This window comes from Bdellovibrio bacteriovorus str. Tiberius (assembly GCF_000317895.1).
Classification (GTDB): Bacteria; Bdellovibrionota; Bdellovibrionia; order Bdellovibrionales; family Bdellovibrionaceae; genus Bdellovibrio; species Bdellovibrio bacteriovorus_F.
Genome location: NC_019567.1, coordinates 781,048 through 803,224 on the forward strand (window position 1 = coordinate 781,048; position 22,177 = coordinate 803,224).

Genomic DNA, 22,177 nt, shown 5'->3' on the forward strand with positions numbered 1-22,177 from the left:
CAAAAGGCGGCTTTGATTCCTAATACCTGCAAACAGGCAAAACGCAGGAGTCTGATATGTCTCTAAAGAAATCATTGTTGGTATTTGTAATGGGTGTGTTTGTCATTCTTGCAGGAATGATCAGTCCGGCCAAAGCTGCTGAAACCTTGGAAATCGTACCGAATCAAAAAGTCTGCATGGTGACCAATATGGTTTTCCCGCGTGATCAGATTCCGGTAAAACAGGGCGGCAAAACTTATTATGGCTGCTGTGAAAACTGCAAAAAGACCCTGGCTGAAGATGCCACGGCCCGTGTGGCGATCGACCCGGTATCCGGCAAGTCTGTCGACAAGGCGACGGCGGTGATTGCGGCTCGTGCCGATGGTTCTGTGGTTTATTTCCAGAACAAAAAGAACTTCGAAAAATTCCGCACGCGCAAATAATTTCAGGAGATCCCGTGACCCATTCCTTCACACAAAAAACAGATATCAAGATTATCGGAATTTCAGTTCGCACCAGCAACGGCGCTGAAATGCAAGGAAGTGGTAAGATCGGGTCCCAGTGGCAGAAGTTCTTCAGCGAAGGGGTGATGCAAAAGATCCCGAATCAAATCGCTGATGGACCGATTTATGCAATTTACACCGATTATGAAAGCGATGTGAACGGCGAGTATTCGTTTGTTCTGGGTAAAGAGGTTTCTTCTTTTGATAATCTGCCTGAGGGATTGATTGCGAAAGTATTGCCAGCTTCCAGATATGCTGCTTTCACTTCCCAACAGGGGCAGATGCCCAATGTTGTGATCGAGCTTTGGCAGCACATTTGGGGCTTGAGCCCAGCGGACCTGGGGGCTGAGCGCGCCTACAAGGCAGACTTTGAGATTTACGATCAGCGCAGTGCAGATCCTCAAAACTGCCAGGTCGATGTGTTTTTGTCGGTTCGTTAAATTTTGTCGCTGCGGTCCTGAACTTTGTCGATCAGGCCTTCGATGGCGTCTTCCAGAATATCCAGAACGTGATCAAATCCGTCGACGCCCCCATAGTAAGGGTCTGGTACGCCTTTGACTTTGAATTCCGAACAGTAGTCAGTGACCAATGAAATCTTGTCCAGCAGGGTTTTGTCCGGGCAGCGCTGGCGCAGATTTTCAAGATTGCTGGCATCCATCGCCAGTATCCAGTCGAAGTCATAATAGTCAGACTCGCGAACTGCGCGTGAAATACTTGTCAGATCATATCCGCGGCGCTCGCCGTGCAGAATACTGCGTGGGTCGGCTTTTTCTCCGTCGTGGGCTCCGGAAGTTCCAGCGGAATCAACCACCCATGGCAGGTCTCGTTGTTTGATAAGCTGTGCTGCCACGGCTTCAGCAGTGGGGGAGCGACAGATGTTTCCTAGGCAGACAAAGAGTAATTTTTGGCTTTTCATTTGAATTATTTTAGGGCTATTATTTTGTCTTGTCATTACAAGTGGGGCCGTAGCTCAGCTGGGAGAGCGCAACGCTGGCAGTGTTGAGGTCGTCGGTTCGATCCCGATCGGCTCCACCAATTCTCTTTATCCTTAAAATGTGTTGTTCAGCAGTCTTTGGTGTGGTTTTTTCCTGCTAAAAGACTTGTCATGATTTTGTTTGGTCTTCTTTAAACTGGATGCTGCGACACAATTACAAGGAGAATATTTTTATGAAGTCATTGGCTATGGCTTTGGTTCTTTTGTTTTCTGGGGCGGCACTGGCGGTGGATACAGAGGCTCGGGAATACACTGCTGCTCGTGAAGCTTATCGGCAGTGGTATCCGGCTGTTTCGATGGAAGGCATCATGAATGGGATGCGGCAGTTAGGGGTGCGCGACAACATTAATATGTTCAGTGCTCAGGCCGACTCCAAATCACTTGGGTTTACTGCGAATCAGGACACTCCCTATGGAGCTGCGGTCTTGGATATTTCCAAAGGGCCCTTTGTTATTGAAATGCCGGCAGGTCCTTTTATGGGGCTGGTAAATACGCATGATCAGTCCTGGGTTGTCGACATGGGGATTCCGGGACCGGATGCCGGAAAGGGAGGAAAATACCTTATCGTGCCTGACGGGTACAAAAGTGAAATTCCACAAGGTTACTATGTCGGTAAGTCGGCAACCAACAAGGTGTTTGTTGTTGCCCGTATTATCCCACAGGGAAATGACTTGAACAAAGCTCAAGCGCTGCTATCAGGGATTAAGATCTATCCTTTGGCGACGGCCAAGAATCAGAAACCTCTGACTATGGTGGATATCTCGGGGCGAGATGGGGATATGACTTCTCTGAAGTGGGAAAGTAATATTCAGTTCTGGGAAAAGCTGGCAAAAATAATCAATGAAGAGCCGGTCAACAGGAAGAAACAGGCGGCTTATGATCAGTTGAAAGCGTTGGGTATTGAAAAAGGCAAGGCCTTTAAACCTAACGCCAGCCTGAGATCCACATTGGAGCGTGCGGCCCAGGACAGTCAAAAAGAGCTGTTGGCAAATTCCTATGCCACCACTGGCCGACCGGACAAAGTGAAGTGGTCTGATCGTAAATGGGAATGGCTGCTTTTAAACAGCAAGCCCGAGTGGGCGGCAGATCATGACATCGATACAGTGGCCAGGGACCGCTATTTTGCGCAGGCGATTGTGATGTCACCGGCCATGTTGCGACGGGATGCAACCGCGGGGTCCTTGTACTGGGGGGCCTTCAAAGACTCGAATAATAAAGCCCTTGATGGCGGAAAATCTTATAAGTTGACAGTGCCGCTGCCGGTGCCCGCCCGTTTGTTCTGGTCGGTGACTTTATATGATTCTGACACCCGCAGTTTGATTAGCAACGGATCCAAGAAATCTTCATTAAGATCATTGGTCGAGCTGGCGGATTTGAAAGGTGCAAAGTCCGTGGATCTTTTCTTTGGTCCTCGGGCCCCGGCGGGGAAAGACGCGCATTGGGTAAAAACCAATCCGGGAAAAACCTGGTTTGCTTACTTCCGTATCTATGGGCCTGAAAAAGCCGCTTTTGATAACACGTGGAAGCCCGGGGATTTTGTGCAGATCCAGTCTGAATCCATGGCATTGAATCAGTAAAAGACCGTTAATTAATGAAAATAAAAAAGGGGTGTCTGCGGTGCCCCTTTTTTATTTTCTGAACTGCTGTCCGTGGCCTTTGCCACTGAAAATGCGATCAGAAGCATCATCGCAATGGAATAGATTAAATTAATTTTCATCTGAGACCTCCGCAGCCCTATTGAGCCACTCCTGCTGACGGGGTTTAATCATCGCGAGGTCCAGAGTGATGAAAAACATGTGCGGTGGTGCTACTTGGTTACAACTTCGGCGCTGCGCACTTGCTGGATGTATGTGATGATTTGCCCTTCAGCAGCAGCGCGAACGTCAGCTTGTTTTTTGGCTTTGGCGATTTGACCGTTCATCAGCACTTTCTGAATCGTATCGTCCACTTCGATGGCGTGGCCGGCGTCTTTCAGGATTTTACGTGTATCCAGCACGGCTTTCAGATAGCGGGTCATTTCGTTGACCTCAACGTCGTTGTACTTGCTCAGATCCAAAGTCCACTTCATGCCCAACAGACCCAGCTTCACTTTGTTCTTCAGGCCCTTGTCGATGTTGCTGGCTTTGGCGACCAGCATGGTCAGGATAAAGTTCTGTCGAGCCTGCAGGATCTGAATAAGTTTGCTTTCAAATGCCAGCAGGTCATAAGAAGACGCCTTCAGGTCGTTCAGGGAAATACGACCTGCATCCAGATCGGCTTTTTGTTTCAAAGCACGCTCGATCAAAGACAGCATGGACATGTGTTCGATCCCTTTCGGGTCGACACGGTTTTTTTGTTTGTCGTTCACTTCGTGCATGGTTGTCACCAACGCCAGGAAGTTCATGTCACGGTTGTCGTCAGAGGTTGGAGAAATAAAATCTTCTGTCGGTGCATATTCATGAATTTCACGAATGAATTCACGAGCGGCCGAAGACGCCAGTTCTTCACGGCGGTGATCGTTGTCCAGACCCTGCATGGACCACAGTTGGAACTCATAAGCCCAGAAGTACTTTACACCCAGGCTTAGCTTTTTCGCCATTTCCTTGGATTCATTCAGCTGTTGAAGGAATTCTTTGCGTAAAAGAGCGGCGTTACCCTGCCTTAGGGCATCGTAAAGCTCGGCGGTTTTGTTATCCAAAGATTCTGATTTTTTATCCAGCTCGCCGGTTTTTTCTTCCATGCGCTTGGTGGTTTCGTTCATTTCCACCGTGGACTTGTGCATATCATCCAGATTTTTTTTCATTTCGCAGGCAGAAGTCAGGCTGCCAATACAGGCAAGCATCAGCAGGGTTTTCAAATGTGAATCGCGAAGCATAGTTCCTCCAGAACGGTCAGTATTCGGAGGGGAAGAGCATAAAGGATGCCATCAAAACTAGAGCTTGGAATCTAATACCGAGATTTATACGGCTTTGTCTTGAAAGCCTGTAATGCAAGAACTGTCCTACTTTTTGACAGCAGGGCAGTTCTTACAAAACGAGTTAGCGGGAAATGTAGTACACACCGTCTTCCGGTGCCGGGCAGGCTTGTTTGTACAGACGGCTGTGGGAAGGAACCATATAGATGCGGCTCCATTTATAGCCGTCAGCAGATATTACTGTCGCCGGGCGAGGGTCCAAGTACACGATGTCACCCTGGGCGACTTGCCCGCAGACGGTCGCGCTGGTGGATGGTTTCGCTCGGACGTTGCGTTTATCCACCATCTTAAACTGACCGTAGCGGTTGTCGATATCCGTCGGAAGGGAATTCACCCAAGCGGCAATGATCTTGTTCACTCGCTCACCTTCAGCGGTGCCAAAGATCTGTTCTTTGTCGGCCGGAGGCATCGGCGTGTAGCCTTCCACCCGGGCGACACTGCCATACAGTTTGCTGCGCTCAAGGTTCCCCGGAAGGATCCATTCGTTTTTCACCAGGAAATCCAGATTGCTGAAACGGTCTTTGCCAAAATCCTGTGCCTGCATATTGCCATGACAGCCCAGACAGTGCTTTTGAATCAGCTCGGTTTGAACCTTGCGATAGCCTTCTTCCAGCCCAGGGCTTTCTTTGACTGCCGATCTCCAGGCCAGAAGCTGCACTTGCGGATCGTTGGCGGCAGCGGCGTTCTTGTCACAAGGCTCCTGGTGATTGGCGCCAGCAGATCTTGCCAGTCGCACGATGCTGCGGGTTTCACGGTCCTCGACAATCCACAGGGATCCATCGGAAGCTTCGGTGAAGGCCACCGGAGCCCCCTTAGGGCGAATGCCTTGGACAGCGTCCCACTTGGAAATGATTTCGGTGTAGGATCCATGACGGGCCATTCCGCCATGCGGAGTAAAGGCCTTGCGCGTGCTGCACGCACCTTTTTGATTGAATCCGAAAGTAGAGCCGGATTCTTTCGCCAGGGGCAGACCATTGCTGTCCACGTTGTAGGCGACCAGACGATGTCCAGTGGGTTGATAGCCGTGCCACGTAACCAACAACTTGTCGCCGAAAAGATCACCGAACATTTCACCCTTATAGTATGCCATGTGCAATGGGGCCACGTGAGGTGGCATCAGCAACCACGGAGCCTGATAATCACCGATACCGGAAGGATTGGCTTGGGCACAGTCCACGGGTTTTTTAAACTGTTTGTGCAAAGGAAGGTTTTTATTTTCCGGGAACAGCCATTCCGGCGAAGTTGCGTGGAAGTTGTAGCAATAGGGCCAGCCATAGTGGCGACCGACACCGTTATCCAGGTCCACGACGTTGATTTCTTCGTAAGGTTCTTCCAGTTCGGCAAAGTCGCGGCTGTTTTCACCCTGAATCAGGTAACCTTTGTCCGAAATTGCCATGGCCATCGAGTTGCGCAAACCCAGTGCGGTGATTTCATAGTTTTTGACTCCACCCGCGGGAAGGTTCTTCAGAAGCTGGGCTGGGATGCGATAGATGGCACCGTTGCCTTGAGCTTGGTCTTCCGGGCAGGATTTGTAGGCACCGGTTCCCTGAACCACGCAGTGGTCGCTGGGTGATCCGGAGTTGATGTAAAGGTCCCCGTTGCGTGGATCAAACACGAACTGCGAAAGCGGGTGCATGTAGCCCTCTTTGCGCGCCAGATTTCCGACGACCATCGTCCAATCCGTGACCTGATTGTTTTTCAAATGAAATTTCGAAATGCGCGTGCGTTCACCGATATAGTAAAAACCATCCGGTCCCAGTGCCAGTCCATGCGGGGTTTCCAAATTCAATTTCAAAGTTTTGATTTCATAGGGCGCCGAGCCCGAACGTGTCAGCAGGAACAGACGGCCGTTTTGAGGACTCCATCCGCCCATGTCGACCACCAAAAAATCCTGGGTGCCGGTAATCTGCAAGATGGTGCGGGGTTTGATAAAGCTTTTGTCGTTGCTGCGATCCACGGCGCGATCCCGTGGCATCACCATACCCAGGCAAGTGCCGGGCATTGTTTCCACTTGCAGGCGCGGAAAGCCGTCGCAGGAGGTGTCTAGCGGGTCGTAAAGATAGCCGCTTTTATCCAGCACCATGCGCGCCGCCGCTGTTTTGCGGTCGGCAGTTTTTTGCAAAGACGTACACTGAACCAAGGAAAAAGCCAGAACCAGCCAGAATAAAACGCGCATGATATCCCCATGAAGAAGTCCTTATTCAATTATGGGGGCTTTTAAGCCCTTATCAAATGCAAATTTTCCATATTCATTCCTTTGTTGGGGTTGGTTTTCCCGATATGCCGGGGTCCGGTGTCATCATAATAGGGAGGCCTCATGGATGGAGCCAAACTTCTTGTCAGTCTTGTTACCTTGTTGATTGTGAACCCGACCCTGGCCAGCACGGATCGCATGGAATGGGGCACGGGCAGTTCCAGTTTTAAAATGCCCAAGGTGAAGGACCGGGAAAAACTCAGTTTGCTGCTGCCATCTTTCGTGGTTCACGGAATCAAGCCTACGATGACAGCGTCCGTGGAAATGCCCCGTAAACTGGACGGCAATGGCGCCGCAGTGATCACGCCGGGGGTTGGGTTGGAATATCAAACAGCCAGCGGGGTCACCTTTCTGGCGGCTATGGTGAAGGACTGTTATGACAACCTGGCCGGAACTTTTCAGATCGGGCGCAATTATGAGCTCAGCGACAGGGTCAGTGCAGGGTGGTCCATGGGAGTTTACGCTCGACAGACACCGATGGCCTGTGAAGAAACGACCTTCGGTCCCTATTCCTACCGGGAGTGCTATGAACTGGACAGCTACAAATGGAAATTCATGGGCAGTGTGAACGGGCATTCGGTGGATGTGATCCCGATGCCGTTTGCCCACCTGACTGCGGCTTTGTATAAAAGCCGCGATATGCAGGTGGACTTGAAAATCATGAGCAATGTATTTTTGAACGAAGTGGGGATTGGCATCCCCTTCTAAGGGCTACTTCTTGGAAAGGGTCACAACCGGGGCGTTGGCTTCTGTCAGGTAAGAGTTTTGATCAAACGGCAGCGCCAGAATTTCAGTGTATTGAATTTCTTTCGGGCCGGAACGTTTGTTGATCAGCTGACTGATTTTATTTTTGATCATTTGTGTGGCCACACCACGGTCAGAACTGCTCTGATCCATATCTGTGTGCAAAAGAATCGCAAAATAGAATTCCCCCTCTTTGGTGGAAATAGAACCTGCCAATGTCTTGGCTTTGTTCACAGTTCCGGTCTTGGCGATCATGGCTCCTGCGGCGTTGCCCCCGAAATTATCCACGGTAGAGTCATTGTCTTTGTTAGCTACGGAAAGCACGTCGCTTAACTTGTAGCCCTTGGCTTCCAGGGATTTGTTCAGCGTGTACAGTGTTTTGATCATGGTTTCGCAAGTGGCTTCATTATAGATCGGCTTGGCGGTGGTGCCTTCGTTGTTGCCGGATCCGTTATGGAAGACGATCTGGTTCTGATCCGCTTTCAATGTCGCCGCGGCAAACGTGTTGAACGCGGCCGTGCCACCCAGATTCCAGTACAGATTGTCAGCGATATAGTTGTTGGACTGGTTATTCATGCGCTTCAGGATCGTGCGTAATGGAGCCGATTGCAGAACCACGCTGCCCGTGTATTTGTCTTTTTTGTAGCTGACCTTAGGCAGGAAGGAAATATTGCGCACTTCCAGTGCTGGCTTTTCCAGCATAAAGACTTTGGCTTTGGTGGCTTTTTCACGCAGCTTGCTGTACATCGAACGGTTGATAGCGGTGGAAAAAGACTCTTTCAGATTCTTGATCACGGCTTCGGCCTGCTGTTCAATGGTTTCATAACGTGGAGTCACGCCGCCAATACGGGGGGACTCTTCCGCCAGCCAATCCAGCAGGAAGTTTTCGTCAAAGGTCAGGTTTTCAATCTTCGTGACCTTCATGCGGTTCAATTCAGAAATCAGGAAATAACTTAAGTTACGACCGAAGATAGGATCACGGCTGCCTTCAACATGCAGATCCATGGAGCCGTTGGCTGTCGGGGTCAGGTGCAAAACTGTTTTATGGCGATAGTCGACACCCAGTTTTTCAATCGCCCACAAAGTCGTGATCACCTTGGAAATAGAGGCCAACGGAAACTTCTTTTGCATGTCTCCTTCGCCTTCCACCTTGCCAGCGGCGGCGGCGGCTTTCATATGGCATACGGAATTGACATAAACCTTGGCAGAGGCCGAAGAGGCCATCAAAACAGGTGCAGCCAGGGCTGCCAGGATACCAAGTTTAAATGTTGAAGCCATACGTCCTCCTTTGCCGCGTTTTCGGCGACCGACTGGCAGAGTTCATGTTTCATGCCGGGGTCAATTTCAATGAGTCAGATCCGAGGGGCAGTTATAGGGCCTTTTACGTCTAAAGTGACGGAAATTGGCAGTCAATTTGTCAATTGCCATAGCCGGAGATTGCGGCCCGGAAAGGGCAATTAAGTCTTCGTCATTCTGTTTTATTTTGGTTGTGATCAAGGGGCAAAGACTGACAATGATCGTCTCTTTAGACGCTTCCGGGGGAAGAGTATGTTGGATTTTTCTGTTCTTAACTCATCATTTGCCAATCCGACGTGGATTTCAATCATCTATGCCTTTTTGCTCAGTTTCATTCTGGGGACGGCCTTGGCTGTGGCCTATGTGAAGACCTTTCGGGGACTGTCTTATTCGTTGAATTTCCTGCACGGCCTGGTTCTTTTGCCGATCGTTATTGCAATTGCGATGCAGGCCATTGGGGATAACGTTGCTCGCGGGATCGGAATGATCGGGGCCTTGTCCTTGCTCCGATTCCGCACGAACGTCAAAGACCCCCGCGATATGTTCTTTATTTTTGCTTCCTTGGCTGTGGGTCTGGCTTCCGGGGTTCATGCCTATGGCATCGCCATTTTGGGAACGTTCTGTTTTATTCTGGCGCTGACTGTGCTGCAAAAATCCCCCTTCGCTGCGGGTCCGCAGTTCGATGGTCTGTTGCGTTTGAATTTGTCTCGGTCAGGGCAGGATCAGCGCGAAGTCGAAGGCGTGCTGGAAAAATCCTGCCGTCACTTTGCATTGGCCACGATCCGGGAAATGGGGCAGGGCGAGCGTCTGGATTATTCTTATCAGGTGCGTTTAAAGCCCCGTCAGACTTCCGCAGAGCTTGTTGAAGAGCTGGGGCGTATTTCTTCCGTGCGCGGCCTGAACTTTATGAATCAAGAATCCGTGATCGAGGTGTAAGGTGAAACTAGCTGACGTCGTCGGGACCGAGAACCGTTTTCTATTGGGCTGCTGGAGTGCGGCCGTGGTTCTGGTATTGATGTTGGGACTGGTGCTGGGGTCTGATCCTGTCAGCATTCTGGGCGTTGCTGAATCACGTGAATTTCAGGTTAACTTCGACAGCCCCGTAGAAATCAAACACATCTATGTGCTTCCCAGTCAGATTGTGCGTAAAGGGGATCTGCTGGCGGAATTGGGCCAGTCCGAGTGGGAATCCCAGTTGCGTGTTTTGAAAAGCCGCTATGATAAACTGAATGCCGAAATGCACCTGCGCCAGCAACTGGCCGGAGTCGTCAAAGATCTGGGACATTTGGCTCCGCAGGCGGATCCTTTGCTGGTCGAATTGGAAGACGCCCGCCGGGAAATGGCTTTGATCGAAGGCCGCATGAAGAATCTTTTTGTTTTTGCCGAAGTTGACGGCGCCGTGGGCGCGGTGAATTTCAAAAATGGAGAAAAGGCGCCGGCCTTTGCCCCCCTGATCACGCTGGTCCCCCTGAATCCCACTTACGTAAATGGCTATATCAATGAAAACCTTTCATCTACGTTGTCCGTGGGGCAGGTGGTGGAAGTCAGTTCTGCCGGAGGCAAAGTCGTGCGGGGCTCGGTGGTCAGCATCGGTTCGCGCATCGTGCAGATTCCGGAGCGTCTGTTAAGGATTCAAACCCTGCCCGCTTGGGGACGTGAAGCCGTGATCAAGATTCCTCGTGCGAATGAATTCCTGCTGGGGGAAAAAGTTTTTGTTCAGAAAAAATGGAGTTTGTCTCTGCTAAGCCTGGCCAATGCCGACGAAGCAACCCAAGCCCAGGAAGCTCAGCAACAGGATCCACGCGACATGGATATTCCTTTGAATATTGTAGAGACCTTCAAGCCGGAGATGTCGGGTGTGGTCTTTGTGCCCGAGCTGAAACAGTTTGTTCTGGTTTCTGATGATTATCCTGAAGACCGCCCGGTGCTGTTCCTGATGAATGAGCAGGGGCAGATTCAACCCCATCAGATCCAGCTTTCCGGATTGCCAGTGATGGCGGACATTGAGTCAATGTCGGTACAGGGCGAGCACTTGTATTTGCTCAGTTCCATGTCGGCGACCAAAAAAGGAAAGCTGAAGGAAGAACGACAGATCTTCGCACAGATCAAGCGCAATGGCCTGCGCTACAGCGTGGAACATCATGTGGATTTGCGTAAACCCCTGTTGCTGGCCCTGAAAGAATCGCAAGATCCGGTGTTGAAGTCCATCTATGAAGCTGATTTGAAACTGACCAAAGAGGGCTTTGAGGTCGAAGGCCACGCCATTGAAAACAAAGATTTGTACCTGTCACTGAAAGGCCCCGTGCTTCATCGCAACGAGGGATTGATTCTTAAGGTGTCGGACTTTGCTTCGGTCTTTGACGGTGTTTTAAAACCAGCCCAAGTGACCCTCGCGGCGCGATTTGAGATGAAACTGCCTCATCAGGATGTTGAATTGGTGCTGACAGATCTGATCAAGCAGGGCGATGCCTTCTATCTGGCATCATCCTGTCGCGGGGCTTCGTGCAGTGCCATCTGGAAGATGACGGCAGGTCAGAATGCACCCGAGCTGTTGCATGAATTCCGCATGCGTCATCTGGAGGGCTTGGCACTTCACCCGGACATGCATCAGATGTTTGCCGTCTTTGATAGCAAAAGCTCCAGTCAGTATGCCGTCGTCAGTCTTGTCGCCGATAAAAGGACCCCGTGATGCTTTTGTCTTGGATCCTTTTGGGGGGACTTTCTTCTTTTGCGGTGACGCCCGAGCAGGTATTAAAAACAGCCTGGTCCGACACGGCCTACACTTCGCAGGAAGAAATGCGCCCGACCGATTCCCGCAATCCCTTGCGCAATGTCGAGGGTTTTGTCAGTGCTGAAAAAGAAGATGACAAAAATGAATACGAAGTCGGGCTGAAGTTTCAGTTCCGCTCGTGGCCGGAGTGGAAGCTGGGACCCAATTCAGAACCGCGCAAGAAAGTTTTGAAAGAGGCTTCTTTGGCGTGGGCTCTTCATGAACGCTATTTGAATTTAATCTCGTATGAAATCAGTCAGCAGAAAATGGCGGTGTTGAACAGTTCCATGAAATTGTCCGAGGGTTATTTAAAGGCGCAAAGTCTTTCCTTGCGGGCGGGGCGCACGTCGACTAAGTCCTTCCTGGGGGCGCAAGGGGACATTTATAAGCTGAAACGCCTGGAAAGTGTGATTGCGCAGGAAAACAAACTGGCGGTCAAGAAACTAAAATCCTGGGTTCCGCAATGGGGGGAAAGCCCGCTGGAAGGCTTTGATCTGATCAGTGTGCAAGAGGTGCTTGATTCATTGGGCAGCCAGCCTGCACCGGAAGCTTCTTTGACGGCGCGAATATCAGAGACTGAGTTTAAAGACATTTCCCGGGAACTGGAAATTCTGCGCGGACGTGAAGATCAGTGGGTCAAGGGACTGGATGTTTCCCAAACTCGCAAAGAAGATGAAGTCGGTTACAAGGTCGAACTGACTTTGCAGCTTCCGCATCTTGGGTCGGATGATCTGTCCCGGCAAAAACAGAATGAATTGATTCTAAAAAAAGCCCTGAAACAAAAGGAAGCCGAAGACAGCAAAGACCGCCTGCTAAGTTTGAAGAATCAAATTCAGAGCCTGGCGGGGCTTTATAAGATGACCAGTCAGGGCCTGAAAGAAAGTCAGAAAGTGAAAGCTCAAGACACTTTGTCAGTACTTGAGGGCCGCCTGTTGCAGGAACAGACCGAGTTGGATTTGCTCAGCCAGCAGCAGGAGATTCTGACTTTATTTGTCGAGTACCTGCTGGAAAGTGAAAGGTTGGCTGCCGAGCCCGCCAAAAACCATCTTAGTAAAACCCAGAAGGTGGTGGCGCTGTGAGTGGACCGGTATCTCCGCTGGCGCTGGAGCGGTATGAATTGAAGTATCTGATCCCGGCAAGTCTGGTAGAACCCATTTCGCGCTTTGTGGAAACCTATTGCGAAATGGATTACTATTCCACTGTTTCGCCGGACAAGCACTACACCATCAACAGTCTTTATCTGGATACGCCCAGCTTATACCTGCTGCGGTTTAAAGAATCTGCCAACGCCTTTAACTTTAATATGCGCATTCGGTCCTATGGTGATAACCCCAAGCCACCTTATTTCTTTGAGATTAAATACAAGCTGCGGGAATTTGTGCGCAAGAAGCGCGCGCTGGTCCATGACGAAAACTGGGTGGATATTCTGGATTGGGGAGTCATCCCGGATCATATTCAAGGAAGTTCCCACGGAAATCTGGAAGAGTTTATCCGGATGAAGATGACCTATAACGTGGGGCCGGTGATTTTGACTCAGTACCGCCGCAAGGCTTATCTGTCGGTTGTGGACGACTATGCTCGCGTCACCTTTGACCGGGACCTGCGCTTTCAGGAAATGAACGAATGGCGCGTGCGACCGGACAGTAATTTATTAAGCCACTATGATCATCCGGACTCTTTTGAAGAACCAGGGTGCAATGTCATTCTGGAATTGAAGTGCGAAAAGAAGATCCCTTATTGGATGGTGGACCTGATCCGGCGTTTTGAACTGGAAAGCGGCTCGTTCTCGAAATTCGGAAATTCCATGACAACCTTGTTGGGAGTGCCCGAGGTTTTAGCCCCGGGCCCTTTGTATCTTTAATTGCTGCAAGGGGTGAGCGGGGGACGCGCCCCCGGCAGATAATTTTCCAGATCCAAGTCAAACTTCAGCTGACCTGTGCGACAGGTGCCGGTCAGGATTTCTTTGGCCTTGCTGGCATTGTCCTGTAAAGACCGATAGTCCTTGTCGGTAAAGAGCAGTTCTGTTTTGAAGTAGTCCTTGGTGGCAGGGGCTGCCAGTGACTTTTCAAAAGCCATAAAGTAACGATAGGTCAGATAGCTCATATGACGGACTTTTTCCAGGACGCTGTAAGCTCGCATCATATTGTCTTTGATGACGCCACAGTCGTTGTCCTTCAGGATCATTTCTTTTAAGACCACGGCCGTCCGTCCGGCCATTTGGCGTTTTTCTTCGGCCGGTATCACGATCTTTCCATCCACAAGTTCGGCGTCGGATTTAGAGCGCTCAATGCGATTGGTGGAAGGATTGATCGAATACCAATAGAACTTATAGTGAATGTTTCCGATGCGGTCCTGCTGGTTCATCAAGGTGTCGATCAGAACCATATCGGCGACGTCTTTCATTTGAATCACATCCTGGGCCACGCGGGTGAATTCCCCAGAGCCCACCAGTTGGGCGACCGTTTTGGTGCTGGCGACCTTTAAGAAGGGCTTTTGTTTCAGGAAGCGCTGATAGCGGCTGTTGTATGTGCCTCGTCCACTGACGTCATTATAGACATTTTCATTCTTTACATTGTCAGAAAGTCCGCCGTAAAGCTGCGTGAAGGTGGTGTCCACCAGTTGGGGAAAGGCACGGGGATTTAGATGCATTTCCCCCAGTTTTCGCCAAGCCTGGGCAATAGTATCTGTCGAGTCACGCAGGGCGTGCACCGCCTTGTTGGTCAGCTGGCTGTGAACTTTCAAATCCATGGTGCGGATCACTGATACAGGAACCCGGCCGACCCCGCCCAGAATGCGCGACATATGATAGTAGGCCAGAATCGATGGCGTATAAGAACAGGTGATGGTCTGTTTGAATTTCGCCTCGGTTTTAACGGACATTTTTTTTAGGTTGCAGTCTGAAGCATCAATGGCCTCTTTGCTGTAACTGGCATTCGGAGCCAGCAGCAAGACGCCAGGATTGGTGGAGTTGTATTTCGGGCAGATGCCGACGGTGCGATAGAAGTCATAACCGCACAGCGTGCTTTCTTTACTGGTGTCATCGCTGCGATAGGCAGCGCCGGGCCACTTTTTTGGAACGACACAAAGTTCGCGCACACCATAGGGGGAAAAGTATTCGGTTCGCGTTTCGCCTTTAAGATTTCCAAGGTTGATGGCAACCGCATTGGAAAGGGGAATGATGACAGATAAAACAGCCGAAGTGCAGATTGCGACGAGCTTCATCACACTACCTCATTTGGGTGAGAACTTAGGTCCTTCTTTGTTTATATCGAGGAAAGGAAATTTTAAATACTTACAAGTTCAGAAGACCAATGTCGGTTTTGTGGGCTCGCATTCACATTTTATTGGTCCAGCAAACTTGTGTTCACAGACAGAAGTATTTGAAGATGACGTTTATGAAATACATAACTCTGTCAAAATCCATTTTATTCTGTTTTCTGACTGCAAATGTGATTGGTTGTGCAAAGGGCAGTGTGACTGAGGCTTTGTCCACCGGGAATTCCACAAGCGCCGTGGAAACTGTGCCAGAAGTCACAGATCCTTCTGTTTTTCGACTGGATCAGGAAGTAAAAAAATATAAAGCACGCTACGAACTTGAGTCAGCCTCTGACAAATCGACTGATAATAAAGGGCTTGGTGACACGAATCTGTGGGGCACGCGAAACTTTCGCGTGGTATTGCACGGAGTTTTATATCGCGGCGGAGCGAACAATAAATACTTCGATCCACCTCGGTCCAACACCAATCCGCTGCCCACCACGGGTCTGAACAACCTGTGCAAAGAGGACTTTTCGGCGGCGGTGTATTTGTATTCAGAAAATTTCGCAACGGCACCTAAAAGCGTGAAGTGCCAGAATACGTCCCATCAGGATCAGACGCTGGCATATAAGCAGTATGCCGCCGCTGGTGAAAATGAAAAGATTCTTGCGATGGTCTATGACCGGATCAAAGGAAAATCAAACGGGCCTATCTATGCCCATTGCTGGAATGGCTGGCATTCTTCGGGGTTGATCTCAGGAATGGTGCTGAAGCAGTTCTGTGGCTGGTCCAATGAAAAAGTGGATGCCTATTGGATGCAAAACACCGATGGCAACAATCAAGGATTTGAAACGATAAGAAAAAGACTTCGAGACTTCAAGCCCCTCGTCAAGTTTTCAATCACCGCAGAGGAAAGAAGCCTGATATGTCCTGAGACGTATTAAGGTGTTTCATGGAACCGCAGGACCTTCCCAAGGAACGTCCTGGTTCTTTCGCTTTCGGCGCGGTTGAAGATCTTCTCCGGCGGCCCTTGCTCGACAACCTGGCCTTCATCCATAAATAGGATGCGATCACTGACTTGTCGTGCAAAACCCATCTCGTGGGTCACAATCACCATGGTCTTTCCACTGTGAGCCAGGGATTTGATGACATCCAAAACTTCTCCGACCATTTCCGGATCCAGAGCCGATGTCGGCTCATCAAACAACATCACTTGCGGTTCCATAGCCAGCGCCCGGGCAATGGCGACACGCTGTTGCTGTCCGCCGGAAAGTTCGTGTGGGTAGCTGTCGGCCTTTTCAGCCAGGCCCACACGGGCCAGCAGTTCTTGGGCCTTGGTTTCGGCAGCATCCTTTGAAAGATGTTTAACCTTCGTGGGTGCCAGCATAATATTCTGCAAAGCCGTTTTGTGCGGGAACAGATTGAAGCGCTGAAACACCATGCCCACATGAGCACGCAGTTTGTTAAGATCCGTCTGGGGGTTGGTGACTTCAAAGCCGTCGACCCTGATGGTGCCGGCTTGGGCGATTTCAAGGGCATTGATGCATCTTAAAAAGGTGCTCTTGCCAGATCCAGAAGGGCCGATTACACACACCACTTCGTTGTCCTTGATTTCGCAGGACACGTTTTTCAGAACCTGGCGGCTGCCAAAGAATTTGTCCAATGATTGAATTTGAATCATGTGGATTGGTACCTTTTCTCAAGACGGTGAACCACAAAGGACATACCCAGGGTGATGATCAGATAGATCAAAGAAATAAACAAATACGGTTCCCAATACCTGGCATAGGCGCCAGCAGCGGTGCGGGCCGCGTAAGCCAGTTCTGCCAAACCGATGGCCGACACCAAAGAAGAATCCTTCAGCAGGGTGATGGCTTCATTGCCCAGCGGAGGCAGCATACGACGAAACGCCTGCGGGATGATGACGGATTTCATGGTGTGGAAATAACCAAGTCCCAAAGACCTCGCCGCTTCAAACTGACCTCGGTCGATGGATTGAATCCCGGCGCGGAAGATTTCCGCGATATAAGCAGCAGAATTCAGGCTGAGCGCCAGGGCGCCGGAAATAAGCGCGCCGTATTCCCGTTTCAGGTAAAGGGCCATGTCACCCGAGATCAGCAGACCGTCCTCCGGATGAATCAACAACGGCACCAGTGCAAAATGAATCAAAAGGATTTGCACAAACAAGGGGGTGCCGCGGAAGAAGCCGATATAGATTTGCGAAGGCAGGCGGACGAACAGTTGAACCGGCCAACGCCACGGGCCTCGTTCTATACGGGCGATTTTTCCCAGTCCCAAAAACAGGCCCAGGACAGTGCCAAAGAAGATTCCAATCAGGGTCAGTTGCAGGGTGGTGACAAGCCCCTGCATAAAAAGGGGCCAGTATTCGATGATGATGTCAGTGCGAAACCACGAAAACATCAGTTCTTCTTTTCTCCGAAGTATTTTTTGAAGATGCCGTCATAGGTGCCGTCGGTTTTGATGGCTGCCAGTCCGTCGTTGATCTTCTTCAGCAGGTCTGTGTTGCCCTTTTTAACCGCGATACCGTACTGCTCTTTCGAGAAGCTGGTGTCGGACAGGACTTTGAAGTCTTTCGGGTTGTTGGCAAAGAAATTGTTGATAACACCATTGTCGGCGACCACGGCATCGACACCGCCATTGATCAGCTCTTGCAATGCCAATGGTGTGCCTTCAAAACGTTTGATGTTCGGGCTGGCTCGGCCCAGCAGGCGGGTGACGACTTCATCACCAGTGGTTCCGATCTGAACTCCGACCTTCAGGTTTTTCAAATCATCGAATTTGGTGACTTTGGAAGCGTTGGGAACCGCGATTAACTGAACGGCATCAAAATAGGGATCGGAAAAGTCCATGGTTTTTCTGCGTTCGTCATTGATAGTGATGGCGGAAATCAGAATGTCACGGTCGCCGGATTCAAGCTGGCTGAACAGCCCTTCCCACGGAGTGTTTACGATATCCAGAGTCAGGCTTTGTTTGGCAGCGATGGCCTGGATGATTTCGATGTCGAAGCCGCTGATGCTTTTGTCGGCGTTTTCGATTTCAAATGGGGCGTAGGCTGCATCCGTTCCAACAGTGAGTTCTTTTTTTGCGGATGTTTTTGCCACAGTATCGGCGGTCCCGGGCTCTTTTTTGGTGCAACCCAAAGTGATTAGCAGAAGGCAACTGGTGATAAGAAGCGAAAGTCGTTTCATTAAAATCCCCCGAATGTGTCTACTGGACCCGTCCACTTGACCACCGCTTCTGTTTTGAGTCAAATGTCATTTCGGGAGTAATTCATGAAATCCGTTCTGGTCAAGGTTGTCGGCTCGATTCTGCGCAGCCTGTTCATTTCCATCGTGATGTTTGTCATTGTTTTTTCTGTGATCACGCGTGAATTCCCGCCCAACTTCGGAAAGCTTCAGGGAAGCTGGCAGAATCTGCAGCAGATGGCGCAGCTCAGTCGACAGATTCATGATCAGAACAAAGTTTTGAAATCGCAGCAGGCTCAAGATGGCTTTGTCGAAGATGCCGATCTTGAAAAACTGCAGGAGCTGAACTTGAAGCGCGCCGAACTGGGGGCCGGTCTTTTAAATGGCGAAGCAATCGGTGTTTCGGCCTCTGCGGACACCGAGGCGCTTAAAGTCCGGGTCCAGGAACTTGAAAAGCAACTATTCCGTTTGCAACAAAGAGTGAACGATCTCGAGTCAGCCCGACCTTAGTCGGTATATCCACACAACCCTAAGTCCTGTATCAGAGTGGGGCACTTGCTCCATTGTCTTTTATTTTTCACAATGATTCAGTGGCATTAGAAATATCAAAACTTAAAAATATCAAGATGTTGGTTCTCGACGTTGATGGCGTATTAACTGACACACGCGTGTGGTTTGATGGCACCGAATGGCGACGCTTTTATTCCATCCGGGATGGCGTTGGTATCAAACGTCTTATGGAATCCGGTTATAAAATAGCAGTGATTACAGGCAGTAAGGCAGAGGACATTCGCGCGCGCGTGAAGGCTCTTGGTATTCAGTATTTCTATGAGGGTGCTCTCGACAAAGAGCCCTCTTTCTTGCAGCTGCAGCAGGAATCCGGCCTGAAGCCTGAAGAGATGGCTTATGTCGGTGATGACATTTTTGATATTCCCATGATCGAGGCGGTGGCATTTGGAGCAACAGTTCCAGAGGCTGTCGAGGAAGTTATGGAAGTGGCTGATTATGTGACCCGCAGACCTGGTGGTTTGGGGGCTGTTCGTGAAGTTTGTGATTACATCTATAAATACGGTGCATTTTCATCGGGTAGGTAAGACATGCTAAAAAATGGTTTCAAGGCCGCTCTCATCATAGTTCTTGCGCTGATGCTGCATAAGGCGGCTTTTGCGGAAGTGGTGAATCTTCCGACAGAGGAACTGGCTCAGGAATCCGTGCTTCCTGTTTTCGATAAACCCGTCAGCGTAAAAAACCGCAACGTGGTGACTGCCGGTCGTTTTGAAGTCGATGGTTTCTATGGCTACGCGATGACAGAACCCATCGCCAACGTTTCCAAGCTGGGCCTGGGTATCTATTATAACACCAGCGAAGCTCACGCCTGGGGTCTTTTGATTGCCAAGAACTTTGCGGGTCTTTCCAGCTACGCTGACCAGCTGGATCAGCAGTTCAGTCTGGATTTCAGCCGTGCCCCGTCGCCAGAGATGACGATCATGGGTGATTACAATCTGAAAGCCTTCTACGGAAAAATGAGTCTGACCAAATCCCTGGTGTTCAACACGCTTCTTTACGGATCCGCTTCTGTGGGTGCGGTGAAGTATGTGCACAAGACTTACCCGGCGGTGGCTGTGGGTATCGGTCAGAAATTCTATTTCACCAAACAATGGGCATTGCGCTTTGACCTGCGTCTTTATGCCAACCAGGCTCCGATCCCGTTCCTGAACGGCGCGCTGAAGCCCAGCGATCCAAAGCCTGACTACAGTGATTTCCAAGAGCGTCTAACCTACACTACAAACCTGGATGTGGGTTTGTCGTATCTGTTCTAAGAGGAGCTGACAGATGTTAAGCAGAAAACTCACTTCTCTGGTAATTGTTTTCCTGGCGCTGACGGCGCCGGGCCTGGGTTATGCCCAGTCTGAAGGTGACGAACTGGATGTGATCGAACTGGAGCTTGAAAAAGAAGCTCCAAGACAGCAGCCGTCTATTTCTGATTCCACGCCGTCCTATCAGGAGACTGCTCCGAAGGACAACACCCTGACGGACTTCTCGGGACTGGGCACATTGGCTCCTTTCCAGGAAATTTCCATCATTCAAAAACGCTTCCTGCCAAAAACCGGCCGCTTCCAGTTGTTCGGTGGTTTGACGACAGTGACGAATGATCCGTTCTTCCTGACATTCGGTGGGGTGGCGAAAGCCAGCTACTTTATGTCTGAAAGCTGGGGGCTTGAGCTGAACTATTTCGGTCTGACCACGTCCAATCGTCAGGCGACGGATGAGTTGCGCGAAATCAACGGCGTTTCCACCGAGAATCTGGTTTATCCAAAATCCTTTATCGGGGTGGATCTGATGTACGTCCCGGTTTACGGAAAAATGACCTGGTTCAATGAAACGATCGTTCCATTTGACCTGTATCTGTCTGCTGGTTACGGCAATACTGAAACCCAGTCCGGTGAAAGTGCAGGAACTGTGCACTTGGCTGCGGGGCAGATTTTTGCCCTGAGCAAAGCTTATGCGGTTCGCTGGGATTTCAGCTGGAACTTCTTCAATGCCAAAGGCATCGACGGCTCTACAAATTCATTCAACAACCTCTTCCTTACCGTGGGTATGAGTTGGTTCTTCCCGGAGGCTAGTTACCGATGAAGAAATTATTACCTCTCCTGATTGCCGCAAGTATTGCAGTTCCGGTGGTGGGCGATGCCCAGCAGCGTAAAACTCTGAAAAGACAAACTGCGCCGGCCCGCCGTGCGGCTCCTGTTTCAGGGAACACACGTGAAGCCACTCTTCGAAATCAACTGAGCAACGCTCTTCGTATGGCGCAAAGCGGGCAGTATGAATCTGCTGCCAATGCGCTGTTTTCGCTGAGCCGCCGTTCTGAACTGGCTGCGGAACGTCCGCAGATCAAATACATCCTGGGCACGATGCTGGTAGAGCTGAAGCTTTATCAGACGGCCGCATTCCAGTTCGTGGATGTGATCCGCATGAAACATCCCAAGTATTCCAAAATGGCCATCGAAAAACTTTCGATTGTGGCCGATTCTTTGGGTGATGACACGATTTTGAATTACGCGATTTCCCGAGTGGACTTGAATGACTTCCCGGCGAACCTGCGTGATATGATCAACTTCCGTTTGGGCGAAATCCGACTGCGCAACCGCGAATTTGCCAAAGCTGCGGACTTGTTCAGCCGTGTTTCCCCAACCAGCAGCTATTATTTCCAGTCTTTGTACGCCAAGGGCCTGGCAGAACTTGAAGCCAATCAGCCGTCATTGGCTGTGGGCACATTCAACAAAATGCTCGATGCCCGCCGTCGTGCTCCGGTGACGGACACGAACAAAGTGGCCGCTCAAATGGGTCTTGCCCGTGCACTTTATCAAAAGCAGGATTGGGATGCTTCAGTGGAAGCTTATTCCCAGGTTCCCCGCGATACTTTGATGTGGCATGACGCTGTCTTTGAGCAGAGCTGGGCGATGCTGCGTGCGGCGCGCTTCCGTTCTTCTTTGAGTAACTTCCAAACTCTCCACTCGGCATATTACGAAGACTTCTATATGCCGGAGAGCTTGCTTTTGCGCTCAATCGTATATCTGTACATCTGTAAGTACGACGAGATGGAAAAGGTTCTGAGCCTGTTTGAAAAAACTTATGGGCCGGTCCGCTCCAAAATCGGTGACTTCCTGAAGTCCTCCAACGAAGCCGGTACCTTCTATGCAGAGGTTGAAAAAGCCCATCTGATGAAGACCACGGACAAGTCGGCGAACCTGCGTCTGCCATACATCGTTCTAAGAAACGTGCTGGATCAGGGGGATGTAAAACGCTCCATGCATTATCTGGAAAAACTGAATCAGGAAAAAGCGCGCGTGGAATCAAATTCTGCATTCCGTGCTTCTCCACTGGGTCAGTATTCCCTGAAGATCCTTGCAAACCGCAGCAAGAACACGAAGTTCGCCGTTGGCGACATGGTCAAGGCGCATCTGTTGAATATGCGCGTGGAATTGCGTGATCTTTACGAACAAGCCGGATTCATCCGTTACGAAATGATCACGGGCCGTAAGGAAAGCATCAAAAAGAAAATCGCCGGTAAAGACATCAGCGGTGACCAGATCGATGAAAACGTGAACCGCAAGTTCTACATCGAAAACGGTTACGAGTACTATCCATTCCAGGGTGAGTACTGGCTGGATGAAGTTGGAAACTACCATTACCTTGGAAAACAGAGCTGCGAGTAAAGT

The 22,177-nt window shown here is 50.3% G+C and carries 22 protein-coding genes and 1 tRNA gene; 15 read left to right on the top strand and 8 right to left on the bottom strand.

Annotation, left to right across the window (positions count from 1 at the left end; translation table 11 throughout):
- Window positions 1-56: 56 nt before the first annotated feature.
- Both BDT_RS03820 and BDT_RS03825 read left to right on the top strand, forming a co-directional pair.
- The gene (locus tag BDT_RS03820; RefSeq protein ID WP_051026262.1) at window positions 57-422 is read left to right on the top strand and encodes a TRASH domain-containing protein; all 366 of its coding nucleotides are present in this window, start codon (window positions 57-59) and stop codon (window positions 420-422) included.
- Window positions 423-436: 14 nt separating this feature from the next.
- Complete coding sequence (locus tag BDT_RS03825; protein ID WP_015089952.1) at window positions 437-922, top strand: GyrI-like domain-containing protein; 486 nt, start codon at window positions 437-439, stop codon at window positions 920-922.
- On the opposite strand, the gene BDT_RS03830 is transcribed toward BDT_RS03825, so the two are convergent.
- Complete coding sequence (locus tag BDT_RS03830; RefSeq protein ID WP_015089953.1) at window positions 919-1,398, bottom strand: low molecular weight protein-tyrosine-phosphatase; 480 nt, start codon at window positions 1,396-1,398, stop codon at window positions 919-921. The two genes, BDT_RS03825 and BDT_RS03830, sit on opposite strands and share 4 nt — an antisense overlap.
- Before the next feature lie 43 nt (window positions 1,399-1,441).
- Here BDT_RS03830 and BDT_RS03835 point away from each other — a divergent pair.
- Both BDT_RS03835 and BDT_RS03840 read left to right on the top strand, forming a co-directional pair.
- Window positions 1,442-1,517, top strand: a tRNA-Ala gene (locus tag BDT_RS03835).
- 132 nt (window positions 1,518-1,649) lie between these two features.
- Window positions 1,650-3,053 (top strand): DUF1254 domain-containing protein, encoded by a 1,404-nt coding sequence (locus BDT_RS03840; RefSeq protein ID WP_158320222.1) that lies wholly within the window; start codon window positions 1,650-1,652, stop codon window positions 3,051-3,053.
- A gap of 230 nt (window positions 3,054-3,283) precedes the next feature.
- Here BDT_RS03840 and BDT_RS03845 read toward each other — a convergent pair whose 3' ends face one another.
- Window positions 3,284-4,330, bottom strand: coding sequence for a hypothetical protein (locus tag BDT_RS03845; RefSeq protein WP_015089956.1), 1,047 nt, complete (start codon window positions 4,328-4,330; stop codon window positions 3,284-3,286).
- A 163-nt stretch (window positions 4,331-4,493) separates the two neighbouring features.
- Window positions 4,494-6,605 carry a PQQ-dependent sugar dehydrogenase gene (locus BDT_RS03850; protein ID WP_015089957.1) on the bottom strand — a complete coding sequence of 704 codons (2,112 nt, stop codon included), beginning with the start codon at window positions 6,603-6,605 and terminating at the stop codon, window positions 4,494-4,496.
- Between the two features lie 141 nt (window positions 6,606-6,746).
- Between BDT_RS03850 and BDT_RS03855 the strand changes: the two genes are divergently transcribed.
- The gene (locus BDT_RS03855) at window positions 6,747-7,391 is read left to right on the top strand and encodes a hypothetical protein (RefSeq protein ID WP_015089958.1); all 645 of its coding nucleotides are present in this window, start codon (window positions 6,747-6,749) and stop codon (window positions 7,389-7,391) included.
- A gap of 3 nt (window positions 7,392-7,394) precedes the next feature.
- Here BDT_RS03855 and BDT_RS03860 read toward each other — a convergent pair whose 3' ends face one another.
- Window positions 7,395-8,705, bottom strand: coding sequence for a D-alanyl-D-alanine carboxypeptidase (locus tag BDT_RS03860; RefSeq protein WP_015089959.1), 1,311 nt, complete (start codon window positions 8,703-8,705; stop codon window positions 7,395-7,397).
- A 270-nt stretch (window positions 8,706-8,975) separates the two neighbouring features.
- Between BDT_RS03860 and BDT_RS03865 the strand changes: the two genes are divergently transcribed.
- From BDT_RS03865 to BDT_RS03880, 4 genes are read left to right on the top strand one after another with little or no spacing between them, the layout of a single operon-like run.
- Window positions 8,976-9,659 carry a DUF4956 domain-containing protein gene (locus BDT_RS03865; protein ID WP_015089960.1) on the top strand — a complete coding sequence of 228 codons (684 nt, stop codon included), beginning with the start codon at window positions 8,976-8,978 and terminating at the stop codon, window positions 9,657-9,659.
- A 1-nt stretch (window position 9,660) separates the two neighbouring features.
- Complete coding sequence (locus BDT_RS03870; protein WP_148278696.1) at window positions 9,661-11,412, top strand: DUF3616 domain-containing protein; 1,752 nt, start codon at window positions 9,661-9,663, stop codon at window positions 11,410-11,412.
- On the top strand, window positions 11,412-12,572 hold the full coding sequence (locus BDT_RS03875) for a hypothetical protein (protein ID WP_015089962.1): 1,161 nt from the start codon (window positions 11,412-11,414) through the stop codon (window positions 12,570-12,572). Before BDT_RS03870 ends, BDT_RS03875 begins: the two co-directional genes overlap by 1 nt.
- A complete protein-coding gene (locus BDT_RS03880; RefSeq protein ID WP_015089963.1) occupies window positions 12,569-13,354 on the top strand; it encodes a polyphosphate polymerase domain-containing protein in 786 nt (261 codons plus the stop codon). The genes BDT_RS03875 and BDT_RS03880 overlap by 4 nt, the downstream gene beginning before the upstream one ends.
- Here BDT_RS03880 and BDT_RS03885 read toward each other — a convergent pair.
- Window positions 13,351-14,715, bottom strand: a complete 1,365-nt coding sequence (locus tag BDT_RS03885) for a hypothetical protein (protein ID WP_041577001.1) — start codon at window positions 14,713-14,715, stop codon at window positions 13,351-13,353. The two genes, BDT_RS03880 and BDT_RS03885, sit on opposite strands and share 4 nt — an antisense overlap.
- Before the next feature lie 173 nt (window positions 14,716-14,888).
- Here BDT_RS03885 and BDT_RS03890 point away from each other — a divergent pair, with 173 nt between their 5' ends.
- Window positions 14,889-15,695: a hypothetical protein gene (locus BDT_RS03890; protein ID WP_015089965.1), complete on the top strand. Its 807-nt coding sequence runs from the start codon at window positions 14,889-14,891 to the stop codon at window positions 15,693-15,695.
- On the opposite strand, the gene BDT_RS03895 is transcribed toward BDT_RS03890, so the two are convergent.
- From BDT_RS03895 to BDT_RS03905, 3 genes are read right to left on the bottom strand one after another with little or no spacing between them, the layout of a single operon-like run.
- Window positions 15,692-16,432: an amino acid ABC transporter ATP-binding protein gene (locus BDT_RS03895; protein WP_015089966.1), complete on the bottom strand. Its 741-nt coding sequence runs from the start codon at window positions 16,430-16,432 to the stop codon at window positions 15,692-15,694. The genes BDT_RS03890 and BDT_RS03895 overlap by 4 nt on opposite strands.
- On the bottom strand, window positions 16,429-17,172 hold the full coding sequence (locus BDT_RS03900; RefSeq protein WP_015089967.1) for an amino acid ABC transporter permease: 744 nt from the start codon (window positions 17,170-17,172) through the stop codon (window positions 16,429-16,431). Before BDT_RS03900 ends, BDT_RS03895 begins: the two co-directional genes overlap by 4 nt.
- Window positions 17,172-17,960, bottom strand: coding sequence for a basic amino acid ABC transporter substrate-binding protein (locus BDT_RS03905; protein WP_015089968.1), 789 nt, complete (start codon window positions 17,958-17,960; stop codon window positions 17,172-17,174). Before BDT_RS03905 ends, BDT_RS03900 begins: the two co-directional genes overlap by 1 nt.
- A gap of 84 nt (window positions 17,961-18,044) precedes the next feature.
- Here BDT_RS03905 and BDT_RS03910 point away from each other — a divergent pair, with 84 nt between their 5' ends.
- The 5 genes from BDT_RS03910 (at window position 18,045) to BDT_RS03930 (ending at window position 22,174) form a co-directional block, all read left to right on the top strand.
- Window positions 18,045-18,467: a hypothetical protein gene (locus BDT_RS03910; protein WP_015089969.1), complete on the top strand. Its 423-nt coding sequence runs from the start codon at window positions 18,045-18,047 to the stop codon at window positions 18,465-18,467.
- Between the two features lie 116 nt (window positions 18,468-18,583).
- Window positions 18,584-19,051, top strand: coding sequence for a KdsC family phosphatase (locus BDT_RS03915; protein ID WP_235046254.1), 468 nt, complete (start codon window positions 18,584-18,586; stop codon window positions 19,049-19,051).
- A gap of 3 nt (window positions 19,052-19,054) precedes the next feature.
- Entirely contained in the window at window positions 19,055-19,777 is a 723-nt protein-coding gene (locus BDT_RS03920) for an outer membrane beta-barrel domain-containing protein (protein WP_015089971.1), read from the top strand.
- A 13-nt stretch (window positions 19,778-19,790) separates the two neighbouring features.
- Window positions 19,791-20,591: an outer membrane beta-barrel domain-containing protein gene (locus BDT_RS03925; RefSeq protein WP_015089972.1), complete on the top strand. Its 801-nt coding sequence runs from the start codon at window positions 19,791-19,793 to the stop codon at window positions 20,589-20,591.
- A complete protein-coding gene (locus BDT_RS03930) occupies window positions 20,588-22,174 on the top strand; it encodes a tetratricopeptide repeat protein (protein WP_015089973.1) in 1,587 nt (528 codons plus the stop codon). The genes BDT_RS03925 and BDT_RS03930 overlap by 4 nt, the downstream gene beginning before the upstream one ends.
- Window positions 22,175-22,177 lie beyond the last annotated feature (3 nt).